This is a genomic window from Staphylococcus sp. EG-SA-14, assembly GCF_017151935.1.
In the GTDB taxonomy this organism is placed as follows: Bacteria; Bacillota; Bacilli; order Staphylococcales; family Staphylococcaceae; genus Staphylococcus; species Staphylococcus aureus.
The window spans coordinates 155,576-178,683 of sequence record NZ_JACVZM010000001.1 but is presented as its reverse complement, the minus strand read 5'-3'; the positions used below and the strand labels follow the sequence as shown (position 1 = coordinate 178,683).

General features: G+C 33.6%; 20 protein-coding genes. 13 read left to right on the top strand and 7 right to left on the bottom strand.

What is annotated here, in order from left to right:
• Positions 1-492: 492 nt before the first annotated feature.
• Positions 493-2,130 (bottom strand): APC family permease, encoded by a 1,638-nt coding sequence (locus IDG63_RS00870; RefSeq protein ID WP_001030711.1) that lies wholly within the window; start codon positions 2,128-2,130, stop codon positions 493-495.
• 179 nt (positions 2,131-2,309) lie between these two features.
• Between IDG63_RS00870 and IDG63_RS00865 the strand changes: the two genes are divergently transcribed.
• From IDG63_RS00865 to IDG63_RS00820, 10 genes are all read left to right on the top strand, one after another.
• Positions 2,310-2,909: a YdeI/OmpD-associated family protein gene (locus tag IDG63_RS00865; protein WP_001291519.1), complete on the top strand. Its 600-nt coding sequence runs from the start codon at positions 2,310-2,312 to the stop codon at positions 2,907-2,909.
• 3 nt (positions 2,910-2,912) lie between these two features.
• Positions 2,913-3,053 (top strand): hypothetical protein, encoded by a 141-nt coding sequence (locus IDG63_RS00860; protein ID WP_001791736.1) that lies wholly within the window; start codon positions 2,913-2,915, stop codon positions 3,051-3,053.
• 79 nt (positions 3,054-3,132) lie between these two features.
• On the top strand, positions 3,133-3,252 hold the full coding sequence (locus IDG63_RS00855) for a hypothetical protein (RefSeq protein ID WP_001789925.1): 120 nt from the start codon (positions 3,133-3,135) through the stop codon (positions 3,250-3,252).
• Between the two features lie 326 nt (positions 3,253-3,578).
• The gene (locus IDG63_RS00850; protein ID WP_000948972.1) at positions 3,579-4,805 is read left to right on the top strand and encodes a betaine/proline/choline family ABC transporter ATP-binding protein; all 1,227 of its coding nucleotides are present in this window, start codon (positions 3,579-3,581) and stop codon (positions 4,803-4,805) included.
• Positions 4,802-5,437, top strand: coding sequence for an ABC transporter permease (locus IDG63_RS00845; RefSeq protein ID WP_000569113.1), 636 nt, complete (start codon positions 4,802-4,804; stop codon positions 5,435-5,437). Before IDG63_RS00850 ends, IDG63_RS00845 begins: the two co-directional genes overlap by 4 nt.
• A gap of 16 nt (positions 5,438-5,453) precedes the next feature.
• Positions 5,454-6,395: an osmoprotectant ABC transporter substrate-binding protein gene (locus tag IDG63_RS00840; protein ID WP_000721550.1), complete on the top strand. Its 942-nt coding sequence runs from the start codon at positions 5,454-5,456 to the stop codon at positions 6,393-6,395.
• Positions 6,395-7,090 (top strand): ABC transporter permease, encoded by a 696-nt coding sequence (locus tag IDG63_RS00835; protein ID WP_000398941.1) that lies wholly within the window; start codon positions 6,395-6,397, stop codon positions 7,088-7,090. Before IDG63_RS00840 ends, IDG63_RS00835 begins: the two co-directional genes overlap by 1 nt.
• Positions 7,091-7,383: 293 nt before the next feature.
• Entirely contained in the window at positions 7,384-8,784 is a 1,401-nt protein-coding gene (locus IDG63_RS00830; protein WP_086095917.1) for an MFS transporter, read from the top strand.
• A gap of 225 nt (positions 8,785-9,009) precedes the next feature.
• A complete protein-coding gene (locus IDG63_RS00825) occupies positions 9,010-9,945 on the top strand; it encodes a 2-dehydropantoate 2-reductase (protein WP_100160455.1) in 936 nt (311 codons plus the stop codon).
• Positions 9,946-10,266: 321 nt separating this feature from the next.
• On the top strand, positions 10,267-11,118 hold the full coding sequence (locus tag IDG63_RS00820) for an NAD-dependent epimerase/dehydratase family protein (RefSeq protein WP_000034516.1): 852 nt from the start codon (positions 10,267-10,269) through the stop codon (positions 11,116-11,118).
• Positions 11,119-11,208: 90 nt separating this feature from the next.
• Here the strand turns inward: IDG63_RS00820 and IDG63_RS00815 are convergent, their stop codons facing one another.
• Positions 11,209-12,705: a serine hydrolase FLP gene (locus IDG63_RS00815; RefSeq protein WP_000208571.1), complete on the bottom strand. Its 1,497-nt coding sequence runs from the start codon at positions 12,703-12,705 to the stop codon at positions 11,209-11,211.
• Between the two features lie 231 nt (positions 12,706-12,936).
• On the opposite strand from IDG63_RS00815, the gene IDG63_RS00810 reads away from it, so the two are divergent.
• Positions 12,937-14,766: an APC family permease gene (locus tag IDG63_RS00810; RefSeq protein ID WP_000483051.1), complete on the top strand. Its 1,830-nt coding sequence runs from the start codon at positions 12,937-12,939 to the stop codon at positions 14,764-14,766.
• A 138-nt stretch (positions 14,767-14,904) separates the two neighbouring features.
• On the opposite strand, the gene IDG63_RS00805 is transcribed toward IDG63_RS00810, so the two are convergent.
• A complete protein-coding gene (locus tag IDG63_RS00805) occupies positions 14,905-16,983 on the bottom strand; it encodes a cation:proton antiporter (RefSeq protein ID WP_001185692.1) in 2,079 nt (692 codons plus the stop codon).
• Between the two features lie 137 nt (positions 16,984-17,120).
• The gene (locus tag IDG63_RS00800) at positions 17,121-18,530 is read right to left on the bottom strand and encodes an amino acid permease (protein WP_086095918.1); all 1,410 of its coding nucleotides are present in this window, start codon (positions 18,528-18,530) and stop codon (positions 17,121-17,123) included.
• Positions 18,531-18,815: 285 nt separating this feature from the next.
• Between IDG63_RS00800 and IDG63_RS00795 the strand changes: the two genes are divergently transcribed.
• Complete coding sequence (locus IDG63_RS00795) at positions 18,816-19,622, top strand: metallophosphoesterase (protein ID WP_000690193.1); 807 nt, start codon at positions 18,816-18,818, stop codon at positions 19,620-19,622.
• A gap of 62 nt (positions 19,623-19,684) precedes the next feature.
• Here the strand turns inward: IDG63_RS00795 and IDG63_RS00790 are convergent, their stop codons facing one another.
• On the bottom strand, positions 19,685-20,341 hold the full coding sequence (locus IDG63_RS00790) for a C39 family peptidase (RefSeq protein ID WP_001080281.1): 657 nt from the start codon (positions 20,339-20,341) through the stop codon (positions 19,685-19,687).
• Positions 20,342-20,453: 112 nt separating this feature from the next.
• On the opposite strand from IDG63_RS00790, the gene IDG63_RS00785 reads away from it, so the two are divergent.
• Positions 20,454-20,927, top strand: a complete 474-nt coding sequence (locus tag IDG63_RS00785) for a GyrI-like domain-containing protein (RefSeq protein WP_000456492.1) — start codon at positions 20,454-20,456, stop codon at positions 20,925-20,927.
• Positions 20,928-21,049: 122 nt separating this feature from the next.
• On the opposite strand, the gene IDG63_RS00780 is transcribed toward IDG63_RS00785, so the two are convergent.
• Together IDG63_RS00780 and IDG63_RS00775 are read right to left on the bottom strand one after the other, a co-directional pair.
• Positions 21,050-22,261: a putative multidrug effflux MFS transporter TcaB gene (locus IDG63_RS00780; protein WP_001192075.1), complete on the bottom strand. Its 1,212-nt coding sequence runs from the start codon at positions 22,259-22,261 to the stop codon at positions 21,050-21,052.
• A gap of 181 nt (positions 22,262-22,442) precedes the next feature.
• The gene (locus IDG63_RS00775; RefSeq protein ID WP_000831295.1) at positions 22,443-23,102 is read right to left on the bottom strand and encodes a hypothetical protein; all 660 of its coding nucleotides are present in this window, start codon (positions 23,100-23,102) and stop codon (positions 22,443-22,445) included.
• Between the last annotated feature and the right edge of the window lie 6 nt (positions 23,103-23,108).

Sequence of the window (23,108 nt, the reverse complement as noted above, 5' to 3'; positions counted from 1 at the left end):
ATAAAGAGCCACTAATGATTTATTATGTAGTGGTTCTTATACATTAGCCACAGCTAATGTGTACTTAAAAATATGAATACATGAGTAAAACTCATGCATAAGAAATACTAATTTCTATAGAAAAAGTATTTCTTTATCGTCGTCCCACCCCAACTTGCATTGCCTGTAGAATTTCTTTTCGAAATTCTCTGTGTTGGGGCCCACACCCCAACTTGCATTGCCTGTAGAATTTCTTTTCGAAATTCTCTGTGTTGGGGCCCCTGACTAGAATTGAAAAAAGCTTGTTACAAGCGCATTTTCGTTCAGTCAACTACTGCCAATATAACTTCGTAGAGCATAGAACATTGATTTATGTCCCAGCCTGATCATCATCTTGTTATGTTAGTTATTTATAACCGATTTTCAAAATAAAAAACCAACCAAGATGTTGAAATCAATGGTTGGTTAATGTGTGTGTGTTGAAATCATATATGGCACTGTATTTTAAAATATTTAATGAGATGACTTTGATTCATTATTTAGTGACTCACGCATCTTCGTATTGATTCGTGTTGCGCGACGGAAATAGACGCTTTCAAATGAACTCGTTGTACCGATGTAATAGAATATAAGCGCCACAATAATAATAACGATAAAGTCAAATGGATAGTGAATCATATTTAAGCCTTTAAATTCTTTGCTTCCTATAAATGACAGTATTGATAGCACGATTAAATATACAATAATCCATAAGCTACCACCAATTTGTTTCTTTGTATTACGCCAATTCATACGATATTCATAGAAGAAGTAGATTGGTAATCCAAGTATAATGATTAAAATAACTTCAGCCGTTGTTGGCCACATTGCCCAATATATAGCTAATGAAGCTAATACAAATGATAATGGTGCCATTACTTTTAAAATTTTTGCTCTAAATGGACGAGTCATTGTTGGTCCCATTTTTCTTAATGCAATCACTGTCGTTGGGCCAGTTAAATAGGCTACTAAAGTTGCAGTAGAAATAACTGCTGCTAGCGTACCCCAATCTCTAAATAATGTAACCATAATCATACTAATGATGGCATTAAAGATGATTGCTACACGGGGGATATGATATTTTTCATTCATCTTCCCAAGAAATTTAGGGATATGTCCATTTTTCTCCATTGCTCGTAAAACTCGACCTGTAACGGCGACAAATGACACGCCAGTACCGAATGGTGATACAAAAGCTTCAATATATAGTAAAATTGCGAGCCAATTAATTCCTAATAAGATAGCTAAATCTGCAAATGGTGAATTGAAGTTGATGCCATTCCATCCACTATGTTGTAACATTGATTGAGGCATAGAAGTGATAAACGTACTTTGTAAAATGATGTACAACACTGCACTGATTGACAGTGAGATAGCGATGCCTCTTGCGATATTTTTTTCAGGATTTTTAATTTCTGAACCCATATTAATAATTGTCTGGAATGAATTGAATGAAAAAATAATCCCTGATGCTGTTGTTGCAGCAAAAATCGGTGCACTTCCGTAAGGCATAAATGTGCTTGCCGAATGGCCGTAATTTGAAGTGTCGAATCCTGATAGCATCAACATGATGATGGTTAACATGGGTACGCCTAATTTAAATACAGAAATTAAACTCGTAAATGATGTTAAAAGTTTTACGGACCAATAGTTTAATAATGAAAAAATAACAATGATGAGATATACAGCTAGCAATCCGTATGTGCTAATAGAGCCATTTTCCATTAAATATCTCATTGGTTTCGCCCAATGCCACGGCCAAGAACTCATATATTGAACAGCTGACACAGCTTCGATAGGTATTATTGTCACCAAAGACACCCAATTCGCCCAAGCAGCAATAAAGCCTAATAATGAGCCATGTGTATACTGGGCATAGTTACTCATGCCACCTGATTGAGGAAACATTGTGCCGATTTCAATGTAGTTATAGGCAATGGTTCCAATGACTAGGAATCCAAGAACCCATGATATGATTGCTGCTGGTCCAGCTATTGATGATGCTTCCCACGCACCAAATAGCCAACCAGATCCTATTAAAGAGCCTAACCCTAATAAGACTAATTGGGATAGATTGATTTTGTCGTTGTGCAATTGCTTGTCTTTATTCATAAATACTCCTTCGTTATTGCCAAAAATACAAAAAATAATATGCGACAATTATACGCTTATTATAATAATAGTCAAATGTATTTTTTGTAAGAACGCAAAAGCATTTGTAAAATTAGTTTTTTATAAAATTAGGATATATAATACAATGTGTATTGAAAAACAAAATGGAAGTGATGACTATGAGTGAGAAACAATCAAATGAACAAGTTGAAGCATTTTTAAATAAAGAGAGTCAATGGCAAGAAGAATATAAATATTTGAGAGCGTTAATCTTTAATGAAACAGAATTAGAGGAAGCGTATAAATGGATGCATCCTTGTTACACGTTGAATAATAAAAATGTAGTACTTATCCATGGCTTCAAAAATTATGTTGCACTATTATTTCATAAAGGTGCCATTTTGGAGGATAAATATCATACACTCATTCAACAGACTGAAAAGGTGCAAGCAGCTCGTCAGTTACGATTTGAAAATTTAACAGAGATTCAAGCACGTACCGAAGAAATTAAATATTATCTAGCTGAAGCAATTAAAGCTGAAAAAGCTGGTAAAAAAGTTGAAATGAAGAAAACAGAGGAATATGTTATTCCTAAAGAGTTAGAAGCTAAGTTCGAAGAAATGCCACAGTTAGAGTCTTCATTTTATAAATTAACGCCAGGCAGACAACATCAATATATATATCATATTGGACAAGCTAAACGCAGTGAAACAAGACAAAAGCGTGTTGAAAAGTATATTAACCAAATACTAGAAGGTAAAGGGATGCATGATAAGTAATTAATGAGTAAAGCATACCGGTTATACAACAACATACAAGATGACACGAAACAACCAATGGCTCATGCTGTTGGTTGTTTTTTTAGGTGTGTCTGTCATGGGCAACACTTTGACGTTGGAATTCCGTTACAGGCTTGGGAGTAGAAAATGTTAGCAAAAGGCAAGGGTGTCTACAATGAATGATGAAGATATTAAAATATAAGGATGACTTTGTGAGTGGCGGATGGGCGGTTGTCCGTCTGTAACAATGGATGCGTGTGCATTATTACAAAAATTCGACTTTTGTAATAATATTTCACATTTTCGACACTTTTTTGCTATAAAACAACCAATTGAGCGATAATAAATTCGCTTTTAAAAAATATGAGTTATCTATTTAGTTGCCAAAGATAAAATAATAATGTTTAATAACATCATATAGAGTATGTTAGTTTTAAATGTCGAATATACGAATGTGCAAACAAAGTAATCGGTAGAAATTCAACATACATAGCGCCGTTTACTGTTAAGTATTCACATTACAGATGAAAAATATAAAATTCTACATAATCAAGACCATGATGTGTACTTGTTTAACTTATGACTCTATTTGTTTAACAATTGCGATAATGGTCTTTTTATTTTATGCGTATCATTCGTCATATTTTTTATGAGGAAGGAGAAATGATTATGTTAAGTATTAAGCATTTAACGAAAATTTATTCTGGTAATAAAAAGGCAGTAGATGACATCTCTTTAGATATTCAATCTGGGGAATTTATCGCATTTATTGGAACCAGTGGAAGTGGCAAAACGACTGCTTTAAGAATGATAAACCGTATGATTGAAGCGACAGAAGGACAAATTGAAATTGATGGTAAAGATGTTCGGAGTATGAATCCTGTCGAATTGCGTAGAAATATTGGCTATGTTATTCAACAAATTGGGTTAATGCCTCATATGACGATTAAAGAGAATATTGTATTGGTACCCAAATTGTTGAAATGGACTAAAGAAGAAAAGGATAAACGTGCAAAGGAATTAATTAAACTTGTGGATTTACCGGAGTCATTTTTAGAGCGTTATCCAGCAGAACTATCAGGTGGGCAACAACAACGTATCGGTGTTGTAAGAGCACTTGCGGCCGAACAAGATATTATTTTAATGGATGAACCTTTTGGTGCATTGGATCCTATTACGAGAGATACGTTACAAGATTTAGTTAAAACGTTACAACGAAAATTAGGCAAGACGTTTATCTTTGTAACACATGATATGGATGAAGCGATTAAATTAGCAGACAAAATTTGTATTATGTCAGAAGGTAAGGTGGTGCAATTTGATACACCAGACAATATTTTAAGACATCCCGCAAATGATTTTGTACGTGATTTTATAGGACAAAATAGACTGATTCAAGACCGTCCCAATGACAAGACTGTAGAAGGTGTAATGATTAAACCAATCACGATACAGGCAGATGCAACGCTTAATGATGCTGTTCATATTATGAGACAAAAGCGTGTAGATACGATTTTTGTCGTTGATAGTGACAACCATTTACTTGGATTCTTAGATATTGAAGATATAAATCAGGGTATACGTGGACACAAAAGTTTACGAGATACCATGCAACAACATATTTACACCGTTCAAATTGATTCTAAATTACAAGATTCTGTACGTACGATTTTAAAAAGAAACGTTAGGAATGTACCTGTCGTAGATGATAAGCAACGTTTAGTAGGACTGATTACGCGTGCCAATGTTGTTGACATTGTATATGACACGATTTGGGGCGATAGTGAGGATGCAGTGCAAACAGAACATGTGGGGGAAGACACTGCGTCCTCAAAAATGCATGAGCAACACACTACTAATGTCAAAGTACGTGACATAGGAGGTGATAAATCATGATTGAGTTCCTACATGAACATGGTGGACAGTTGATGTCGAAAACACTGGAACATTTTTATATTTCTATAGTGGCATTATTACTTGCCATCATTGTTGCAGTACCTATAGGCATTTTATTATCAAAAACAAAGCGAACTGCCAATATTATATTAACTGTGGCAGGTGTCTTACAAACTATTCCAACACTAGCTGTACTTGCTATTATGATACCGATTTTTGGTGTTGGTAAAACGCCTGCAATTGTAGCGCTATTTATTTATGTATTATTACCTATTTTAAATAACACGGTACTCGGTGTTCAAAATATTGATAGCAACATTAAAGAAGCTGGAAAAAGTATGGGAATGACACAATTTCAATTGATGAAGGATGTTGAATTGCCGTTAGCATTGCCGCTTATCATTGGTGGCATTCGTTTGTCATCTGTGTATGTAATTAGTTGGGCTACACTTGCAAGTTATGTAGGTGCGGGTGGATTAGGTGATTTCATTTTCAATGGTTTAAATTTATATGATCCACTGATGATTGTAACTGCAACGGTACTCGTTACTGCACTAGCATTAGGTGTTGATGCCTTATTAGCTTTAGTTGAAAAATGGGTAGTTCCCAAAGGCTTAAAAGTATCTGGATAATTAGGAGGCTAAGATAATGAAGAAAATTAAATATATACTTGTCGTGTTTGTCTTATCGCTTACCGTATTATCTGGATGTAGTTTGCCCGGACTAGGTAGTAAGAGCACGAAAAATGATGTCAAAATTACAGCATTATCAACAAGCGAATCGCAAATTATTTCACATATGTTACGGTTGTTAATAGAGCATGATACACATGGTAAGATAAAGCCAACATTAGTAAATAATTTAGGGTCAAGTACGATTCAACATAATGCCTTAATTAATGGGGATGCTAATATATCAGGTGTTAGATATAATGGCACAGATTTAACGGGAGCTTTGAAGGAAGCACCAATTAAAGATCCTAAGAAAGCAATGATAGCCACACAACAAGGATTTAAAAAGAAATTTGATCAAACGTTTTTTGATTCGTATGGTTTTGCGAATACGTATGCATTCATGGTAACGAAGGAAACTGCTAAAAAATATCATTTAGAGACAGTTTCAGATTTAGCAAAGCATAGTAAAGATTTACGTTTAGGCATGGATAGTTCATGGATGAATCGTAAAGGCGATGGCTATGAAGGATTTAAAAAAGAGTATGGTTTCGACTTTGGTACAGTGAGGCCAATGCAAATAGGTCTAGTCTACGACGCATTAAACTCAGAGAAGTTAGACGTTGCATTAGGTTATTCTACAGATGGTCGAATTGCCGCGTATGATTTGAAAGTACTTAAAGATGATAAACAATTTTTCCCACCTTATGCTGCGAGTGCTGTTGCAACAAATGAATTATTACGCCAACACCCAGAACTTAAAACGACGATTAATAAGTTGACAGGAAAGATTTCAACTTCAGAGATGCAGCGCTTGAATTATGAAGCGGATGGTAAAGGTAAAGAACCTGCTGTCGTCGCAGAAGAATTTTTGAAAAAACACCACTATTTTGATAAACAGAAAGGTGGTCATAAGTAATGGAAGGTAATTTATTACAGCAATTATTCAATTATTATGTTACGAACTTTGGCTATCTATGGGATTTATTTTTCAAACACTTATTAATGTCTGTCTATGGTGTGCTGTTTGCAGCTTTAATTGGTATTCCATTGGGAATCTTGCTTGCAAGATACACAAAACTTTCTGGATTTGTAATTACAATTGCAAATATAATTCAAACAGTTCCAGTCATTGCAATGTTAGCTATTTTAATGTTAGTCATGGGCTTAGGTTCAGAAACAGTAGTTTTAACAGTGTTTTTATATGCGTTACTTCCAATTATAAAAAACACTTATACTGGTATAGCTAGTGTTGATGCGAATATTAAGGATGCTGGCAAAGGTATGGGAATGACACGCAATCAAGTGCTACGAATGATTGAATTACCGTTATCTGTTTCGGTTATTATCGGTGGCATTCGTATTGCCTTGGTTGTTGCGATAGGTGTTGTTGCCGTTGGATCATTTATAGGAGCACCTACGCTTGGTGACATTGTGATTCGTGGTACAAATGCGACGGATGGCACAACGTTTATTTTAGCAGGTGCGATTCCGATTGCTATCATTGCAATCGTCATTGATGTACTATTAAGATTTTTAGAAAAACGATTAGACCCAACAACACGACATCGTAAAAATCAATCTAATCATCGGCCGCAAAGTATTAATATGTAATAGTAGAAGATGTTTATAATTTAGCGATTTCGTTTCATGATTTATAAAAAATGAGGCTACTCAAGGAGCTCAAATAATCTTTGAGTAGCCTTTTTATAGGTTGTGTTTGTATGCGTTTACACTAAAATAGCAATTATTATCATGAAAGTTTTTGGATAAAAAGCGTTAATTATTGTAAAAATGCTAAAAAATGAGATGTTTTATTTATAATTTTCTGCAAATTTATGATATTGTTTCTTAATATATCATATTAAAAATTTGTTTTTCTTAAACATAGGAGGCTTATCTAATTCATGGACACATCAAAACAATTTAGAGGTGACAACCGATTGCTTTTGGGTATCGTTTTAGGGGTTATTACCTTTTGGCTATTCGCGCAGTCACTTGTTAATCTTGTTGTCCCATTACAATCAACATATAGTAGTGACGTTGGAACGATAAATATCGCTGTTAGCTTATCTGCCTTATTTGCTGGTTTGTTTATCGTAGGTGCTGGTGATGTTGCTGATAAATTTGGTCGCGTCAAAATTACTTATGTAGGATTGATATTAAATGTTGTAGGTTCATTACTCATCATCATTACACCTTTGCCAGCATTTTTAATTATAGGTAGAATAATTCAAGGTTTGTCTGCAGCATGTATTATGCCATCAACACTTGCTATTATTAACGAATATTATATTGGTACAAGAAGACAACGTGCCTTAAGCTATTGGTCTATTGGTTCTTGGGGTGGTAGTGGTATTTGTACGTTGTTTGGTGGCTTAATGGCTACATATATAGGTTGGCGTTCAATATTTGTTGTTTCAATTCTATTAACATTATTAGCAATGTACTTAATCAAACATGCACCTGAGACTAAAGCAGAACCAATCAAAGGTATGAAAGCAGAAGCTAAAAAGTTTGACGTTATTGGTTTAGTCATTTTAGTAGTGACGATGTTAAGTTTAAATGTAATCATCACACAGACGTCTCATTTTGGTTTAGTTTCACCGTTAATTCTAGGTTTAATTGTTGTGTTTATCTGTTCATTAGTTGGTTTTGTATATTACGAAAATAAAATAAAGCATCCACTTGTTGATTTTTCAATTTTTAAAAATAGAGGATACAGTGGTGCAACTATTTCAAACTTCTTATTAAATGGTGTAGCAGGTGGTGCACTTATCGTCATTAACACGTATTATCAACAACAATTAGGATTTAATTCTTCGCAAACGGGTTATATTTCATTAACGTATTTAATAGCAGTGTTGTCAATGATTCGTGTAGGTGAAAAGATTTTATCTCAACATGGTCCGAAGCGCCCACTATTAGTAGGAAGTGGCTTTACAGTGATTGGGTTAATCTTATTGTCGTTAACATTTTTACCAGAAATGTGGTATATCGTATCTAGTATAGTTGGATATTTATTGTTTGGTACTGGTTTAGGATTATATGCTACACCATCAACTGATACAGCAGTTGCTAGTGCGCCAGATGATAAGTCGGGTGTTGCTTCAGGTGTGTATAAAATGGCGTCATCATTAGGAAATGCATTTGGAGTAGCAGTATCTGGTACGGTTTATACTGTGTTAGCAGCTAATTTAAATTTGAACTTAGGTGGTTTCACAGGTATGATGTTTAATGCCTTGCTAGCAATTGTTGCATTTTTAGTCATTTTACTATTAGTTCCTAAAAATCAAACGAATTTGTAAAACTGAAATGAAAGCAAGTTATTATGTAGGGATTTTAAAGGAAATTTTGTGAAAGTAAGTTTATCATACACACTTAATGTTGCGTATTGACGTTTAATGTTAGGTGTGTTCTTTTATAGACGATAAAAGCTGTGTGCATATTAAGCGAATGATTTTCAAATTGACGCTAATATGCGAAAGTAGTATTTTTAAAATGAACAACAACGATGAAGAGGGGTTTATAGGATGAAAATTGCAATTGCTGGATCGGGTGCATTAGGTAGTGGCTTTGGTGCCAAACTATTTCAAGCAGGATATGATGTCACACTTATTGACGGATATACATCTCATGTTGAAGCGGTTAAGCAACATGGATTAAATATAACGATTAATGGAGAGGCATTCGAGTTAAACATTCCGATGTATCATTTTAATGATCAACCGGACGAAAGCATTTACGATGTTGTCTTTCTATTTCCAAAGTCTATGCAATTAAAAGAAGTGATGGAAGATATGAAGCCACATATTGATAATGAAACGATCGTCGTATGTACGATGAATGGTCTGAAGCATGAAGAAGTCATTGCGCAGTATGTTGCTCAATCACAAATTGTCAGAGGTGTTACGACTTGGACGGCAGGTCTTGAAAGCCCTGGACACAGTCATTTACTTGGTAGTGGACCAGTTGAAATAGGTGAACTAGTGGATGAAGGTAAAGAAAATGTTATAAAAGTTGCTGATTTACTTAACGAAGCGGAATTGAATGGTGTCATTAGTAAAGATTTATACCAATCGATTTGGAAAAAGATTTGTGTTAATGGTACGGCAAATGCATTAAGCACAGTGTTGGAGTGTAATATGGCATCGCTGAATGAAAGTAGTTATGCGAAGTGTTTGATTTATAAATTAACGCAAGAAATAGTGCATGTAGCGACGATTGATAATGTTCATTTAAATGTTGATGAAGTATTTGAATATTTAGTTGATTTAAATGAAAAAGTTGGTGCGCATTATCCATCCATGTATCAAGATTTAATTGTTAATAATAGAAAAACTGAAATTGATTATATTAATGGCGCAATTGCAACATTAGGTAAACAACGTCATATTGAAGCGCCAGTCAATCGCTTTATTACTGATTTAATTCATACTAAAGAAAGTCAGCGACACGCACAGGATTAATTGGTGTTTTAGGTATGATTACAAGGAAATGTCAATCACGTGATATTACGGTCATTATTAAGATTGAAATGTAATAAATAAAGAACAGCAGTAAGGTACTTTCAAATTGAAATGATCTTGGTGCTGTTTTTCTTGATTGATCTTCGTCATAATTCAGATTTGTCATAGGTCTACGACATACTATTAGTATTTACTAGACAGTTTTTACGACGACACTTTGAAAAATTTTGAGGCAAATCATTTGGAAGTCTCACGTGAATTTTGTAAACTCATCAAGCAAGTAATTATATTAAAAAGACAAATAGAGAAAAGGTGTTTATAATGAGTAAAATTTTTGTAACTGGTGCAACGGGCCTTATTGGCATTAAATTAGTTCAAAGACTAAAAGAAGAGGGGCATGAGGTTGCTGGTTTTACTACATCTGAGAATGGTCAACAAAAGCTAGCTGCTGTTAATGTAAAAGCATATATTGGTGATATATTAAAAGCTGATACTATTGATCAAGCGTTAGCAGATTTTAAACCAGAAATCATTATCAATCAAATTACGGATTTAAAAAATGTTGATATGGCAGCAAATACGAAAGTACGTATTGAAGGTTCTAAAAACCTAATTGATGCGGCGAAAAAGCATGACGTTAAGAAAGTAATTGCCCAAAGTATTGCCTTTATGTATGAACCTGGCGAAGGATTAGCAAATGAAAAAACGGCACTTGATTTTAACTCAACTGGCGATAGAAAAGTAACGGTTGATGGTGTGGTTGGTTTAGAAGAAGAAACGGCTCGTATGGATGAATACGTTGTTTTACGTTTTGGCTGGTTATATGGCCCAGGTACTTGGTACGGAAAAGATGGCATGATTTATAATCAATTTATGGATGGTCAAGTGACACTTTCAGATGGCGTAACATCATTTGTGCATCTTGATGATGCAGTTGAAACATCTATTCAAGCTATTCATTTTGAAAATGGTATCTATAATGTAGCAGATGATGCACCTGTTAAAGGTTCTGAATTTGCAGAATGGTATAAAGAACAACTTGGTGTTGAACCAAATATTGATATTCAACCTGCGCAACCATTTGAACGTGGCGTAAGCAATGAGAAGTTTAAAGCGCAAGGTGGTACTCTGATTTATAAAACTTGGAAAGACGGCATGAATCCAATTAAATAATAATTTATCCGTTTAATATACAAAGAATAAAGACTTGGTCGAATCGTGGATGATATATTATCAAACGCACGGCTCGAACAAGTCTTTTTATTATGTCTTCGTTATCTTTGTATGAAGGAATAACAGAATTACAATTAATGTACTGAATAATGCAATTAATGTTGTGATTAGTGCTAATTTAATTTCTATTGGTAGCCAAGTCAGTACAAAAGACCAATTATTGCTACCGAGAATGAGATATGGTAATGCATATAATATGAGCGCTATAGCGATACATAAACATAAAGTTAGCCAACTCAATACAGCAATCCGTTTTGATCTACGCAAAAGAATTTGACCATGGCGCATTTGCCAAGCACGATAAGCTGAGAATATAAATGCTAATAAAATAAGTGTTGTCATCAAAACGGTAACAATATTAAATTGATCTTTATATTGATTGAGCATAGACGCAACCGTCGAATATCGCTTGTGATTTACAATTTGTGTATTAAGATGCTCAACTAATTTGGGTACATATTCCGAATTTAGATTTGCAAGTACAACAATTCCATAATTTTGTTTTGGATTTAGTAAAATAAATGATGAAAAGTTATCTAGCGTTCCTGAATGAAACACTAAATGTTCATCATTATTGGTAAACCAGCCGGAAGCATATGCATTGGCATTAGGTTCACCAATTGTTGAAGATAAATTTTTATGTGATTGTTGAACTAATGATTTGTATTTATCAGGTGGATTAAGTTGGAATTTTATCCAATGTTCCAAATCTTCAGTTGATGTCATCATATATGCTGATGGTGTATCCCAAAGGTTAAATTCAGGTTTAGAGACGACAGGTGTCGAACCTTGTAATTCGTAGCCAATAGCATCATGTTTTGATTTGTAATTTGTTTGTTTGAATGATGTATGTGTCATATGCAAAGGCTTGAGCCATGAATTTGTAATATATTTTGTATAGGATTGCTTCGTAACGTTTTGGATAATTAAACCTAATAAATCATAGTTCATATTTGAGTATTCAAATTCTTCTCCGGGCTTATGATGTAATTCATCACCCATAATTGCACGGGTTACATCATTTAAACGATTATTTTTATTTGTTACGGCGTCTTCGCTTGTAATATCACTAGGTATACCACTTGTTTGAGCCAAAAGTTGCTTAATCGTAATAGTTTCATTTTGACCATTATAGTTCATTTTAAAATGAGGCACATGTTTGGATACGGCATCATTTAAGTTTAATCGACCTTCTTGAGCTAATTTTAAAATTGCAAGACCTGTGAAAGCTTTCGTATTAGAAGCAATTTCATACTTTGTTGTGGGAGAAGCTTTGACTTTTTTATCAACATCTTGATAACCATAACCTTTATTTAAAAAAACTTTGCCATTTTTTACTATTAAAATTGATGCTCCAGGAATGTGCCCCTTTTGTAAATCATGCTCGATAATTGTATCTATTTGTTGTTGCGAATCATTGGTTAACCGTGTCTTCGTATTGCTATTTAATGTTATATATATAGCAATTGAAATGGCGACTAAAATGATAATAGAAATGGATAGAAAATACAGTTTTTTAGTAGTCATAAACGTTCCTTTTTATATGTTAAATTTACTTAAGTGCCTAATGAGATTTATTTTATTATACCAGTTCCATTGAATAAATTAATTAAAGAGGTATATTTACCATTATTTTTGACACCTTATATGTTAATAGGTGTATAATTACATAAAAAATATTAATTAACTCTCTATACTTTTTGGAAAGATAGGCGTATAGTGATATCCATCAAAAACTATAAAAAGGAATAGGAGATTATGTTCAATCAATTTAAAAGACTTATTATAGGGCAACCTAAAAAAAACAGAGAACTAAAAGACGAAAAGATATCGAAGTTTAAAGGGTTAGCGATTCTTTCGTCGGATGCATTATCTTCAGTGGCTTACGGTCCCGAACAAATACTGATTACATTATCAGTAGTGGGTGCAGTTGCAACTTGGTATACTTTACCGATTGCAGGTGCTGTTCTGATCTTATTAGCTGCTTTAATTATGTCTTATAGGCAAATTATTTATGCATATCCTAAAGGTGGCGGCGCGTATATGGTGTCCAAGACCAATTTAGGAGAAAAATGGGGATTGCTTGCAGGAGGCTCACTATTAGTCGATTACATACTGACTGTCGCTGTTAGTATATCATCTGGTGCTGATGCATTTGTTGCTGCATTCCCAAGTTTATATGGGCATAAAGTACTGATTGCATGTTTACTTGTACTTTTTATTTTAATATTAAATTTACGTGGTTTAACTGAATCTGCCACCGTATTATCCTATCCAGTATATCTTTTCATTATAGGGTTAGTGATATTAATATTTATAGGTACTTTCCGTGTGGCGACAGGAGATATTCAACCACATATGCATGCATCAGTAGGAACTGCGGTTCCTGGAGTAACATTATTCTTGCTATTAAAAGCATTTTCATCAGGGGCTTCATCATTAACAGGTGTTGAAGCTATTTCAAATGCGGTAACCAATTTTAGAGAACCAAGTGCTAATAATGCTGTAAAAACGTTAATTGCTATGGGTTCAATTTTAGCGTTTTTATTAGTTGGTATCGTTGGTTTAGCATATGTTTATGGAATTATGCCACAAACGGAAACGACAGTTTTATCACAATTAGCTATGCAAATATTTGGTGATAATGCTGCCTTCTATTTTGTACAGGCAACGACCGTGATGATTTTGGTATTAGCAGCCAACACTGGATTTACAGCTTTTCCGATGTTAGCGGCTTCAATGTCTAAAGATAAATATATGCCTAGAATGTTTACTGTTAGAGGTGATCGCTTAGGCTACTCTAACTCAATTATTATTTTAGGTGTATTAGCCATTATTTTAATTATTGTATTTGATGGTATGACTGAAGATTTAATTCCATTGTATGCGGTTGGTGTATTTATTCCATTTACACTAGCACAATTCGGTATGGTTATTAAATGGATTCATGAACGTCCTAAGAATTGGTTAAGTAAGTTGTCTGTGAACTTACTTGGTGGTATCGTGACATTTATTGTTTTTATGATTTTACTCATAACTAAATTTAGCCAAGTATGGCCGATACTTATTTTCTTGCCGTTCGTGGTGATTTTCTTCTTGAAAATTAACAAACATTATCGAGATATCGCAGAACAATTACGTTCTGACATTGATGTTCATAATGTAGAAGTAGTAGATCGTAATTTAGCAATTGTGCCGATAACAAGCATTACAACTGCAGTTGATAAGTCTATTTATTACGCACAAATGCTTGCAAATAATGATGTCATTGCGGTACATGTATCATTTGGAGATGAAGATGAAAAAGCATTCCAAGAGAAATGGAAGCGTCATTTCCCAGATGTAAGATTAGTTATTTTACACTCGGAATATCGCAGTATTATACGACCAATTTCACGTTTTATCGATAAGATTAATCGTAAAGCCAACGATCAAAACTATATGATTACAGTAGTGATACCAGAATTTATTACTAAGAAACGTTGGCATAATTTATTACACAATCAAACTAGTTTGCGTATGAAATTGTATTTAATTTATCAAAAGAATGTTAACGTATGTACAATTCCATTTAAACTTAAAAAATAGATTCTATAATCAATCGGATTGATGAAAGGTTATTTACTTTTCATCAATCCGATTTTTTGATGTTGAATATAAAAACCCCGTACATATGAGATGGTAATGACTTTGTCTCATAAGTACGGGGGTGTTGTTATGTCTTACTTAATGTTTGGACTGTAAAGACAAGACAATTTCGTTGTAATTGATATTTTCTCGAATTTGAGCTGCAACGATATTGTTGATTTTATTTTTGCGAATTAATTCATCTAAAAGATGACGTTGTAAGTACAATGCTTCCAATTTGTGGTTATGGAACATAGCTTGCGGTATGATTTGATTGCTGTTTTCTTGACGTTCTTTTCGACGTTGTGCACGCCACTTTAATGAGCGACTCATATCATAGTAATGATTAATGACTAAGCTAACCTCAAGTACATTTGTACTATTTTGTTCTTCTTTTAAGCGTAAAATAATATTGTGATTCACAATACGCATAATTTTTTGAACATCTTTGAATGAATTTTCAAATTCTTGCTTCTTAGATTCTTTGTTTAAGGCTTTGTAGTGCTTCATCGCTTTAAGTCTAAGCCATAACATCTTGAAGAAGTTTGCAAATTTTTCAACAAATGAAGCAGTACGGTGTGTCTCTGTTAATTCGACAATATTGCGGTAATTATTAATATCCTGATATGTTGCCTTACCTTTATCAATTAAACGCTCAAGTGTAGATGTTTCGATTACTTTTGCAATATCTTCTAAACGTTTGAGTTCTTTTGTATTTTGATTATCAGGTTCTGAATTTAATAAAAATAACAATTCTCCATAGTATTGGTTTAATACTGGGCGATAATTTGTATCGTTTTTGTCTTTTTTACTTTCGTTTTTAAAATGCTGGATCACTTTTTGAACAATGAAAATTTTGGCAGATTGATAAGTCATACCTTTAAAAGTAGTATCTTCGGCAGATGGTGTAATTAAAGGTAAAACAATTTGCGCTAAGATTAAACTAATTAATACCATGAAAGATGCAATAAACAATAAATCATTACGGTATTCGAATGCTTGTCCTTTTGTAATGATAAATGGTAATGTAAGTGCCATTGAAAGTGAAATTGTACCGTGAATACCACACATGGTCATAATAAATGCGTAACGCACACGAGAAGGTGGTGTTTCATGTGAATCATGTTCCTCGTCTAGATAAGATTGTATATTTTTCGGGAAATAAAAATCTTTGTACCAGAAATAAACCCAAACAAATCGACATGCATAAATTGCAATAGCGATTAATATAGTGATCACTATTAAAAATGAAAAGTTGTCCGGCTCTGTTTGGAAAATATCTATGACTACAGTAGGAATCATAAAACCTAATACAACAAATACAAAACCATTTAAGGCATAACTAAATGTGTTCCAAATTTGATGGTAATTCATTTGTAGTTCCGTTTGTGCTCTAATTAAACGGTCGCGTTCTAAACCATGGATTAGACCTGCGATTACAACTGCAATGATACCTGAAGCATGAACTTCTTCTGCTAAAAAGTATACGACAAAAGGAGTTAATAATTGAATAAAAGTTAAGGTATTGTTATCTTTTAAACCTTTATTAGCGGTTAAGTCTATACGTATTCTAACGACAACGAATCCAATAATTGCACCAATAAGTACACCTAGTATTGTTGAAATGATAAATTGTTCAACAGCTTGGAATAATGAAAAGGTACCAGTTACTAATGCAGTAACAGCAATTTTAAATGAAATGATACCTGCTGCATCATTGAGTAAAGATTCACCTTCTAAAATCGTCATAGAACCTTTAGGTAATAATTTTCCGCGTGTAATAGCAGATACTGCTACTGCATCAGTAGGACATAAAATTGCTGCTATTGCAAAAGCGGCTGGCATTGGTAAGGCAGGCCAAATCCAATGTATAAAATAGCCAACACCGACTACAGTTGCAAACACTAGTGCCATTGACATTAATAGTATAGGTTTACGATATTCTAATAATTTTGTTCGAGAGACGTGGGTACCTTCCACAAAAAGTAGTGGCGCGATAACGGCAAACATAAATACTTCAGAATTGAATTGGAAATCAACTTGTATTGGAATAATGAAAATAACGACACCTAATGCAATTTGAATAAAGGCAGTAGGAATTTGCGGGAATCGATTATTGATAACCGAACTAATAATCACAGCAAAAATAAAAATTAAAAATGCTTCTAATAGTGCCATACAATACTCCTCAAAATTTTAATAGTTAATATTTTATCACTTTTAAGGCATAATGACATAGATATATTGATAAAATGAAGTTATTTTCAAAAAAACTCTAGTATCGGTTGAACTGATACTAGAGCGAGATGTTTAAATTATTGATTGTCATATCTGAAATAACCGCTGTCATTTTGTCGTTGTTCATATGCGAGTTTTTCAGCATTCGTTTTGTATTTTTTATAAAAGAAAAATAAAAATATAAACCAGAACGGCGAAATATAAATAGCTGCTCTTGTTTCGTCACTAAAGAATAATAAAATGAATACAAAGAAGAAGAACGCTAGAATAATGTAAGCAATAGGCTTACCACCAATCAGCTTAAATTTACTGTTTTTATGTGCCTCAGGATGCTTTTTCAAATACATTAGATAAGCGACAATAATCATTGCCCAAACAACTAAAAACAACACAGTTGATAACGTTGTAACGTATATGAATAGTTGAATTGCATTAGGGAAAATGTAGTTTAACAAGGCTGCTATAAGTAATGCAATTGATGAAACTAACATTGATAAATAAGGCACGCCATGACTATTCGTTTTATTTAAAACTTTAGGACCTAACCCTTGTTGTGACAGTCCGAATAAGATACGACTATTCGAATAGATACCACTATTTGTAGCAGAGGCCGCGGCAGTTAGCACGACAAAGTTAACGATGCCTGCTGCAAATGGCACGCCGATTAATGTAAAGAGTTTAACGAAAGGGCTACTATTTGGATCGATATCATTCCAAGGTATGACTGACATAATTACTAATAGACCACCGATATAGAATAATAAAATACGGATAGGTACATTATTAATTGCTTTCGGTAAGGTTTTTTCAGGATCTTTCGTTTCACCAGCAGTTACACCTATAAGTTCAATACCAATGAATGAATATACAGCAATTTGGAATGACATTAAGAAACCAAATGTTCCTCCAGGGAACATGCCACCGTGACTGATTAAGTTTGTGAATGATGCATGTCCATAATGTGTTTTAAATGAGAAAAAGATTAATACAAGACCAACGATAACCATCGCAATAATTGTGACAACTTTAATAATAGAGAACCAAAACTCCAGTTCACCAAATAATCTGGCACCTAATAAGTTGAAGCTAATCAAGATTAAAACAATAAATAGCACGGTAATCCAATTTGGGACTTGTGGATACCAAAATGCAAAGTATTGTCCCATCGCAGTTAGGTCTGACATACTTGATACAATCCAACATAACCAGTAAGTCCAGCCAATGACAAAGCCACCAAAAGGGCCTAAATATTCATTTGCAATATCAACAAATGAATTAAATCTTGTATTGCTCAACAACAATTCGCCTAATGCGCGCATAAAAGCGAATAGTACAACCCCAATAATCATGTATGTGAATAACAGTGATGGACCAGTTAAAGATATTGTTTGACCTGATCCTAGGAATAACCCAGTTCCAATTGCGCCCCCAATTGCTATCAATTGGATGTGTCTGTTATTCAACTCTCTATGCAATTTTCTTGCCATAATTTTCCTCCTCAGGATAAAGCAAATAAAAAAGTTGTGTGTAAGCGTTTTCTTAATTATAAATACTAAAGAAATCCATTTAATAAAGCAATTATTTTTTTAAATATAAGAAAAAACATTTGATAGGTAAGGATATGATAACTAAAACTTATCGATTTTTTGAAAAGATATAAGTTTTTATGCAAAAATATAAAATAATCATCTAAATGAAGCAGTTAACTATATATATTAGATAAGCTATGGCATAATAAATAACATTTTAATTTGAGTAAAGAAGGTATGGGTATGAAGATAGGGACAATCGCCGATTTACATATTGATCGTCATAATAAAAAAACATCCGAAGATTACTTAGAGGCATTGGTTGAAATAGTTAAGTATAAGAAATTGGATATATTGTTGATTGCGGGGGATATCTCAAATCATTATCAATTGACGCACCAATTTATAACGCAATTGACAAAACAATTAGATATACCTGTGAAATTTGTACCTGGAAACCATGATTTATGGGAAGTTGAAAGTATGACTACGCAAGACATTTGGAATAATTATAAGAGGATGTCACAGTGCTTGGTAGGAAAACCATTTATAGTAAATGAAGAATGGGCAATCATAGGACATACTGGTTGGTATGATTATAGCTTTGCAGCACAACGATTTTCATTAGATGAGTTACAAAAAGGAAAACATTATGGTGCGACTTGGCAAGATAAAGAACGAATATCTTGGGGCATATCAGACCAAAATTTATCTAAAATAGCGGCTGAACAAGTGAAGAAAGATATATTAGAAGTAGGAAATAGACGAGTGATTTTAGTCTCACATGTTGTGACGCATCCTGATTTCATTGTTCCTATGCCACATCGTATATTCGATTTTTATAATGCATTTATTGGGACAAGTGATTTCAATCCTTTGTATGCGATGTTCGATATACCATATAGTATTATGGGCCATGTTCATTTTCGTAAAAGTGTGATAGATGATGGCAGATGTTATCTCTGTCCGTGTCTAGGCTATCCAAGACAATGGCGTTCAGAAGATATTTACCAGGAAATAAATGAGACGATACAAATAATAGAAATTTAAAATGCGCAAACCTGACCCAGTTTGCGCATTTTATGTTTTACACACGCGAGTAATGTGTTTACTTACGTGTGTTTATTTTGTTGTTGATTTTCAATTGTATATGAATGTGGTTGCACATAAATGCACTTTCTTCCTGGTGAATTAAAGCTGTATTCCATTTTCTCTTTACGAATTTTAATAATTTGTTTGCGATTTGGAATGATGGCAGGTAAAACTAGGCCACGACGAATATGACTCCAAAGTGGATCGATATAATAGTAATAGTAATCATCGTACCCAATGAGTAACGTTACGTGAATATTTGAAACTTGTTTCGCTGGCTTGTTATCAAAGCGGAAAACACGTAGTAATGGTTTAGAGCCAAGATTAGTATGGTATATTAACACAGGTTGACCTTGATCGATAATACCTTTAAGATCTTCTAAGGATTTACCAGTGCCGTCTACGATATTAGGATTGTATTTTTGTAAAAATGGTACATATGCTTCTGGAAATATCGTTTGATGATAATTGCCAAGCTTAATAAATAAGTGATGTCCAACATAACCTTTATGTGGATTGTTCGGATGTGTCGGCCAATGTCTCATAATTTCTGTAGCAGGGATATGTTGGTTATTGTATTGCAACATCATGGCTGCGGAAACACCTTCACACCCCATGACCATAGGGATAGGAAATAGCTGACTGATAGGTTTAACTGGTAATATTTTTCGGTTCATAATATAGTCCTCGCATTGATTCAATAAATATTTAATATAATTATATAGCGTCAATGCAAAATGTCCTAAACATATGTTTTACATGAGTGAATAAAATTAATGGAGTGATAAAATGGAATATCAATTACAACAACTTGCGTCGTTAACGTTAGTAGGTATTAAAGAAACGTATGAAAATGGACGACAGGCTCAGCAACATATAGCCGGGTTTTGGCAAAGATGTTATCAAGAGGGAGTAATTGCGGATTTACAGTTAAAAAATAATGGTGATTTAGCCGGGATACTTGGCTTATGTATACCTGAATTAGACGGTAAGATGTCATATATGATTGCAGTTACCGGAGATAATAGTGCTGATATTGAAAAATATGATGTCATAACATTAGCAAGTTCAAAGTATATGGTATTTGAAGCACAGGGCGCAGTACCTAAAGCAGTTCAACAAAAAATGGAAGAGGTTCATCACTACATACATCAATATCAAGCAAATACGGTAAAATCAGCACCATTTTTTGAGTTGTATCAGGATGGTGATACTACAAGTGAAAAATATATTACAGAAATTTGGATGCCTGTTAAAGGGTGATTGAATAGAAATGTACTTGATATGAAGTCGTAATTTTAGTTGAAGATTGGATTTCATAATTCATAAAGAAGAACCCCGACAAAGATAGATATCTTTGCTAGGGTTCTAATTATGTTGAAGTGTTATGCGACATGTTGCTTTTTAATCATTTTAAAGTAAATGATTTGTAGACTGACTAATAGAATGGCTGTAATGAAGATAATAATCATATATGGTGATGTATTAAATTCGCCTTTTAAGCCAACTAATGGTGCAACAGCGCCACCTAAGATAAATTGGAATAAGCCAAGTAAACTTGATGCGTTACCACTGCCACCTGTTCGTTCTTCCATAGCCATTGTGAAACCAAGTGGTCCAATTGACGTCACAGGACACACATTTAAGAAGAATGCGATGAGTAAGACCCAAAGTGGTAAATGGAATGTAAGTGTCAGGATAATTAAAGCAACACCCACCACTTGTATAATAGTTAAAATGATTAATAATATGTGGCGATGTAATTTTTCTACTAATAAAGCAACGACTTGACTGACAATGATTAAACCTACACCGTTAACAGCAAACATGATACTAAATTGTTGGGGTGTCATATTATACAATTTTTGAGTAATAAATGGCGATGCAGATGAATAACTAAATAGCATTACATAAGTTAAACCTTGTAATAGCATTGGAATAATAAACGCTGGTTTTTTCAATAGACTTCCAAAGTCTTTAATGACGCTACTAAAATTCACCTGCTTTAATTCATCTTTAGATGTTTTAGGTAATTGAGAAGCGACACCAATTAAAATGATGAGTGCCACAATAGTTAAAATTGTGAAAATAGAACGCCATGTTGCTACGGATAAAGCTAATCCACCAGCTAATGGTGCAAGAATAGTGATGATGCCATTAACTACCATTAAAGATGCTAAAAATTTAGCGAGTGCGTTGCCACTAAATTTATCACCAGCAGAGGCTTTGGCAATCACGATGACGCCACCACCAGTTAAACCTTGAATAAATCGTAAAGTTAAGAATAATGGCAATTGATCAACAAACATAGACAAACCTGATACCAAAATGAAAATGATCAAAATGGATACAGCAATCCGTTTGCGACCAAAAGCATCGGATAAAGGTCCAAAGATAAATTGGCCTAGTGCAAGACCAATCATTGTGAATGATAATGTTAATTGAATTTCTGATGTAGTAGAACCAAAATCACCTTGCACTTTAGGTAATGATGGTACGTACATATCTATAGTTAGTGGGCCAAAAGCGGTCATGACGCCTAACGTAATTAGCAATAAAAATGAAAAATGCTTCGTTTTGGTTTTCGTTGATTGCATGATCAGACTCCTTTAAATGATATAATTATATAAATTATATACGTTTTGTGTGTATTTGTATGTAGTTAGAATACAAGTTTATATAAAAAATCCCTATACTCTTAATGCATCATCACGAATAACGTAGTGATACAGATAAAGTATAGGGAATTAATGTTTATCATCAAAGCAGGTGTAATAATTAATTAGCGCCACCATTGTCATCTTTAAATAAGCTTTCTAATTTAGATTTAATACTGTCGAATTTTGTATTAATATCATTTAACATGCTTTCAATTTTACCTTGGCTTGCATTGTTTTTAAGTGCATTATTTGCCTCTGTCAATTTGTTGATTTGGTCTTGATAAAATTGAGTTAGCTTAGAATCAGCTTTGTTTTGTTCTTGCTGCTTCAAGTTGTCGATTTGATTTTGTAAATTTTTAATAATGTCATCAGTTTTTTGGTTGTTTTTAATATTTTCTTTAGCATTATCTACTTGCTGGTTAATTTGGCCGTCTTGATTTTCAACTTGTTTTTTATAATTTTGAGAGACTTTAGGGTCATTACTAACTTTATCGCTATCATTGTTAAGCAAGGCGCGTGTGACAAAAATAGCGACAATAATTAAGAGAATGGCAATAATGATATATAACCATTTTTTTAAACGGCGGGATTTCTCGTTTTCTTCTTCAAGAATTTGTTCTCTTCGATAATCTCTACCATTATAGTATCGTTCCGGGTGTTCTTCAGGATCGCCTTTAGCATATTGTTGTCTATACGATGCGTCTTCAGATTGACGACGATGATTTTGGTTTTGATTGTCGTATTGATATGAATCACGGTATTTATCAGTTCTTTTCATGGGTTT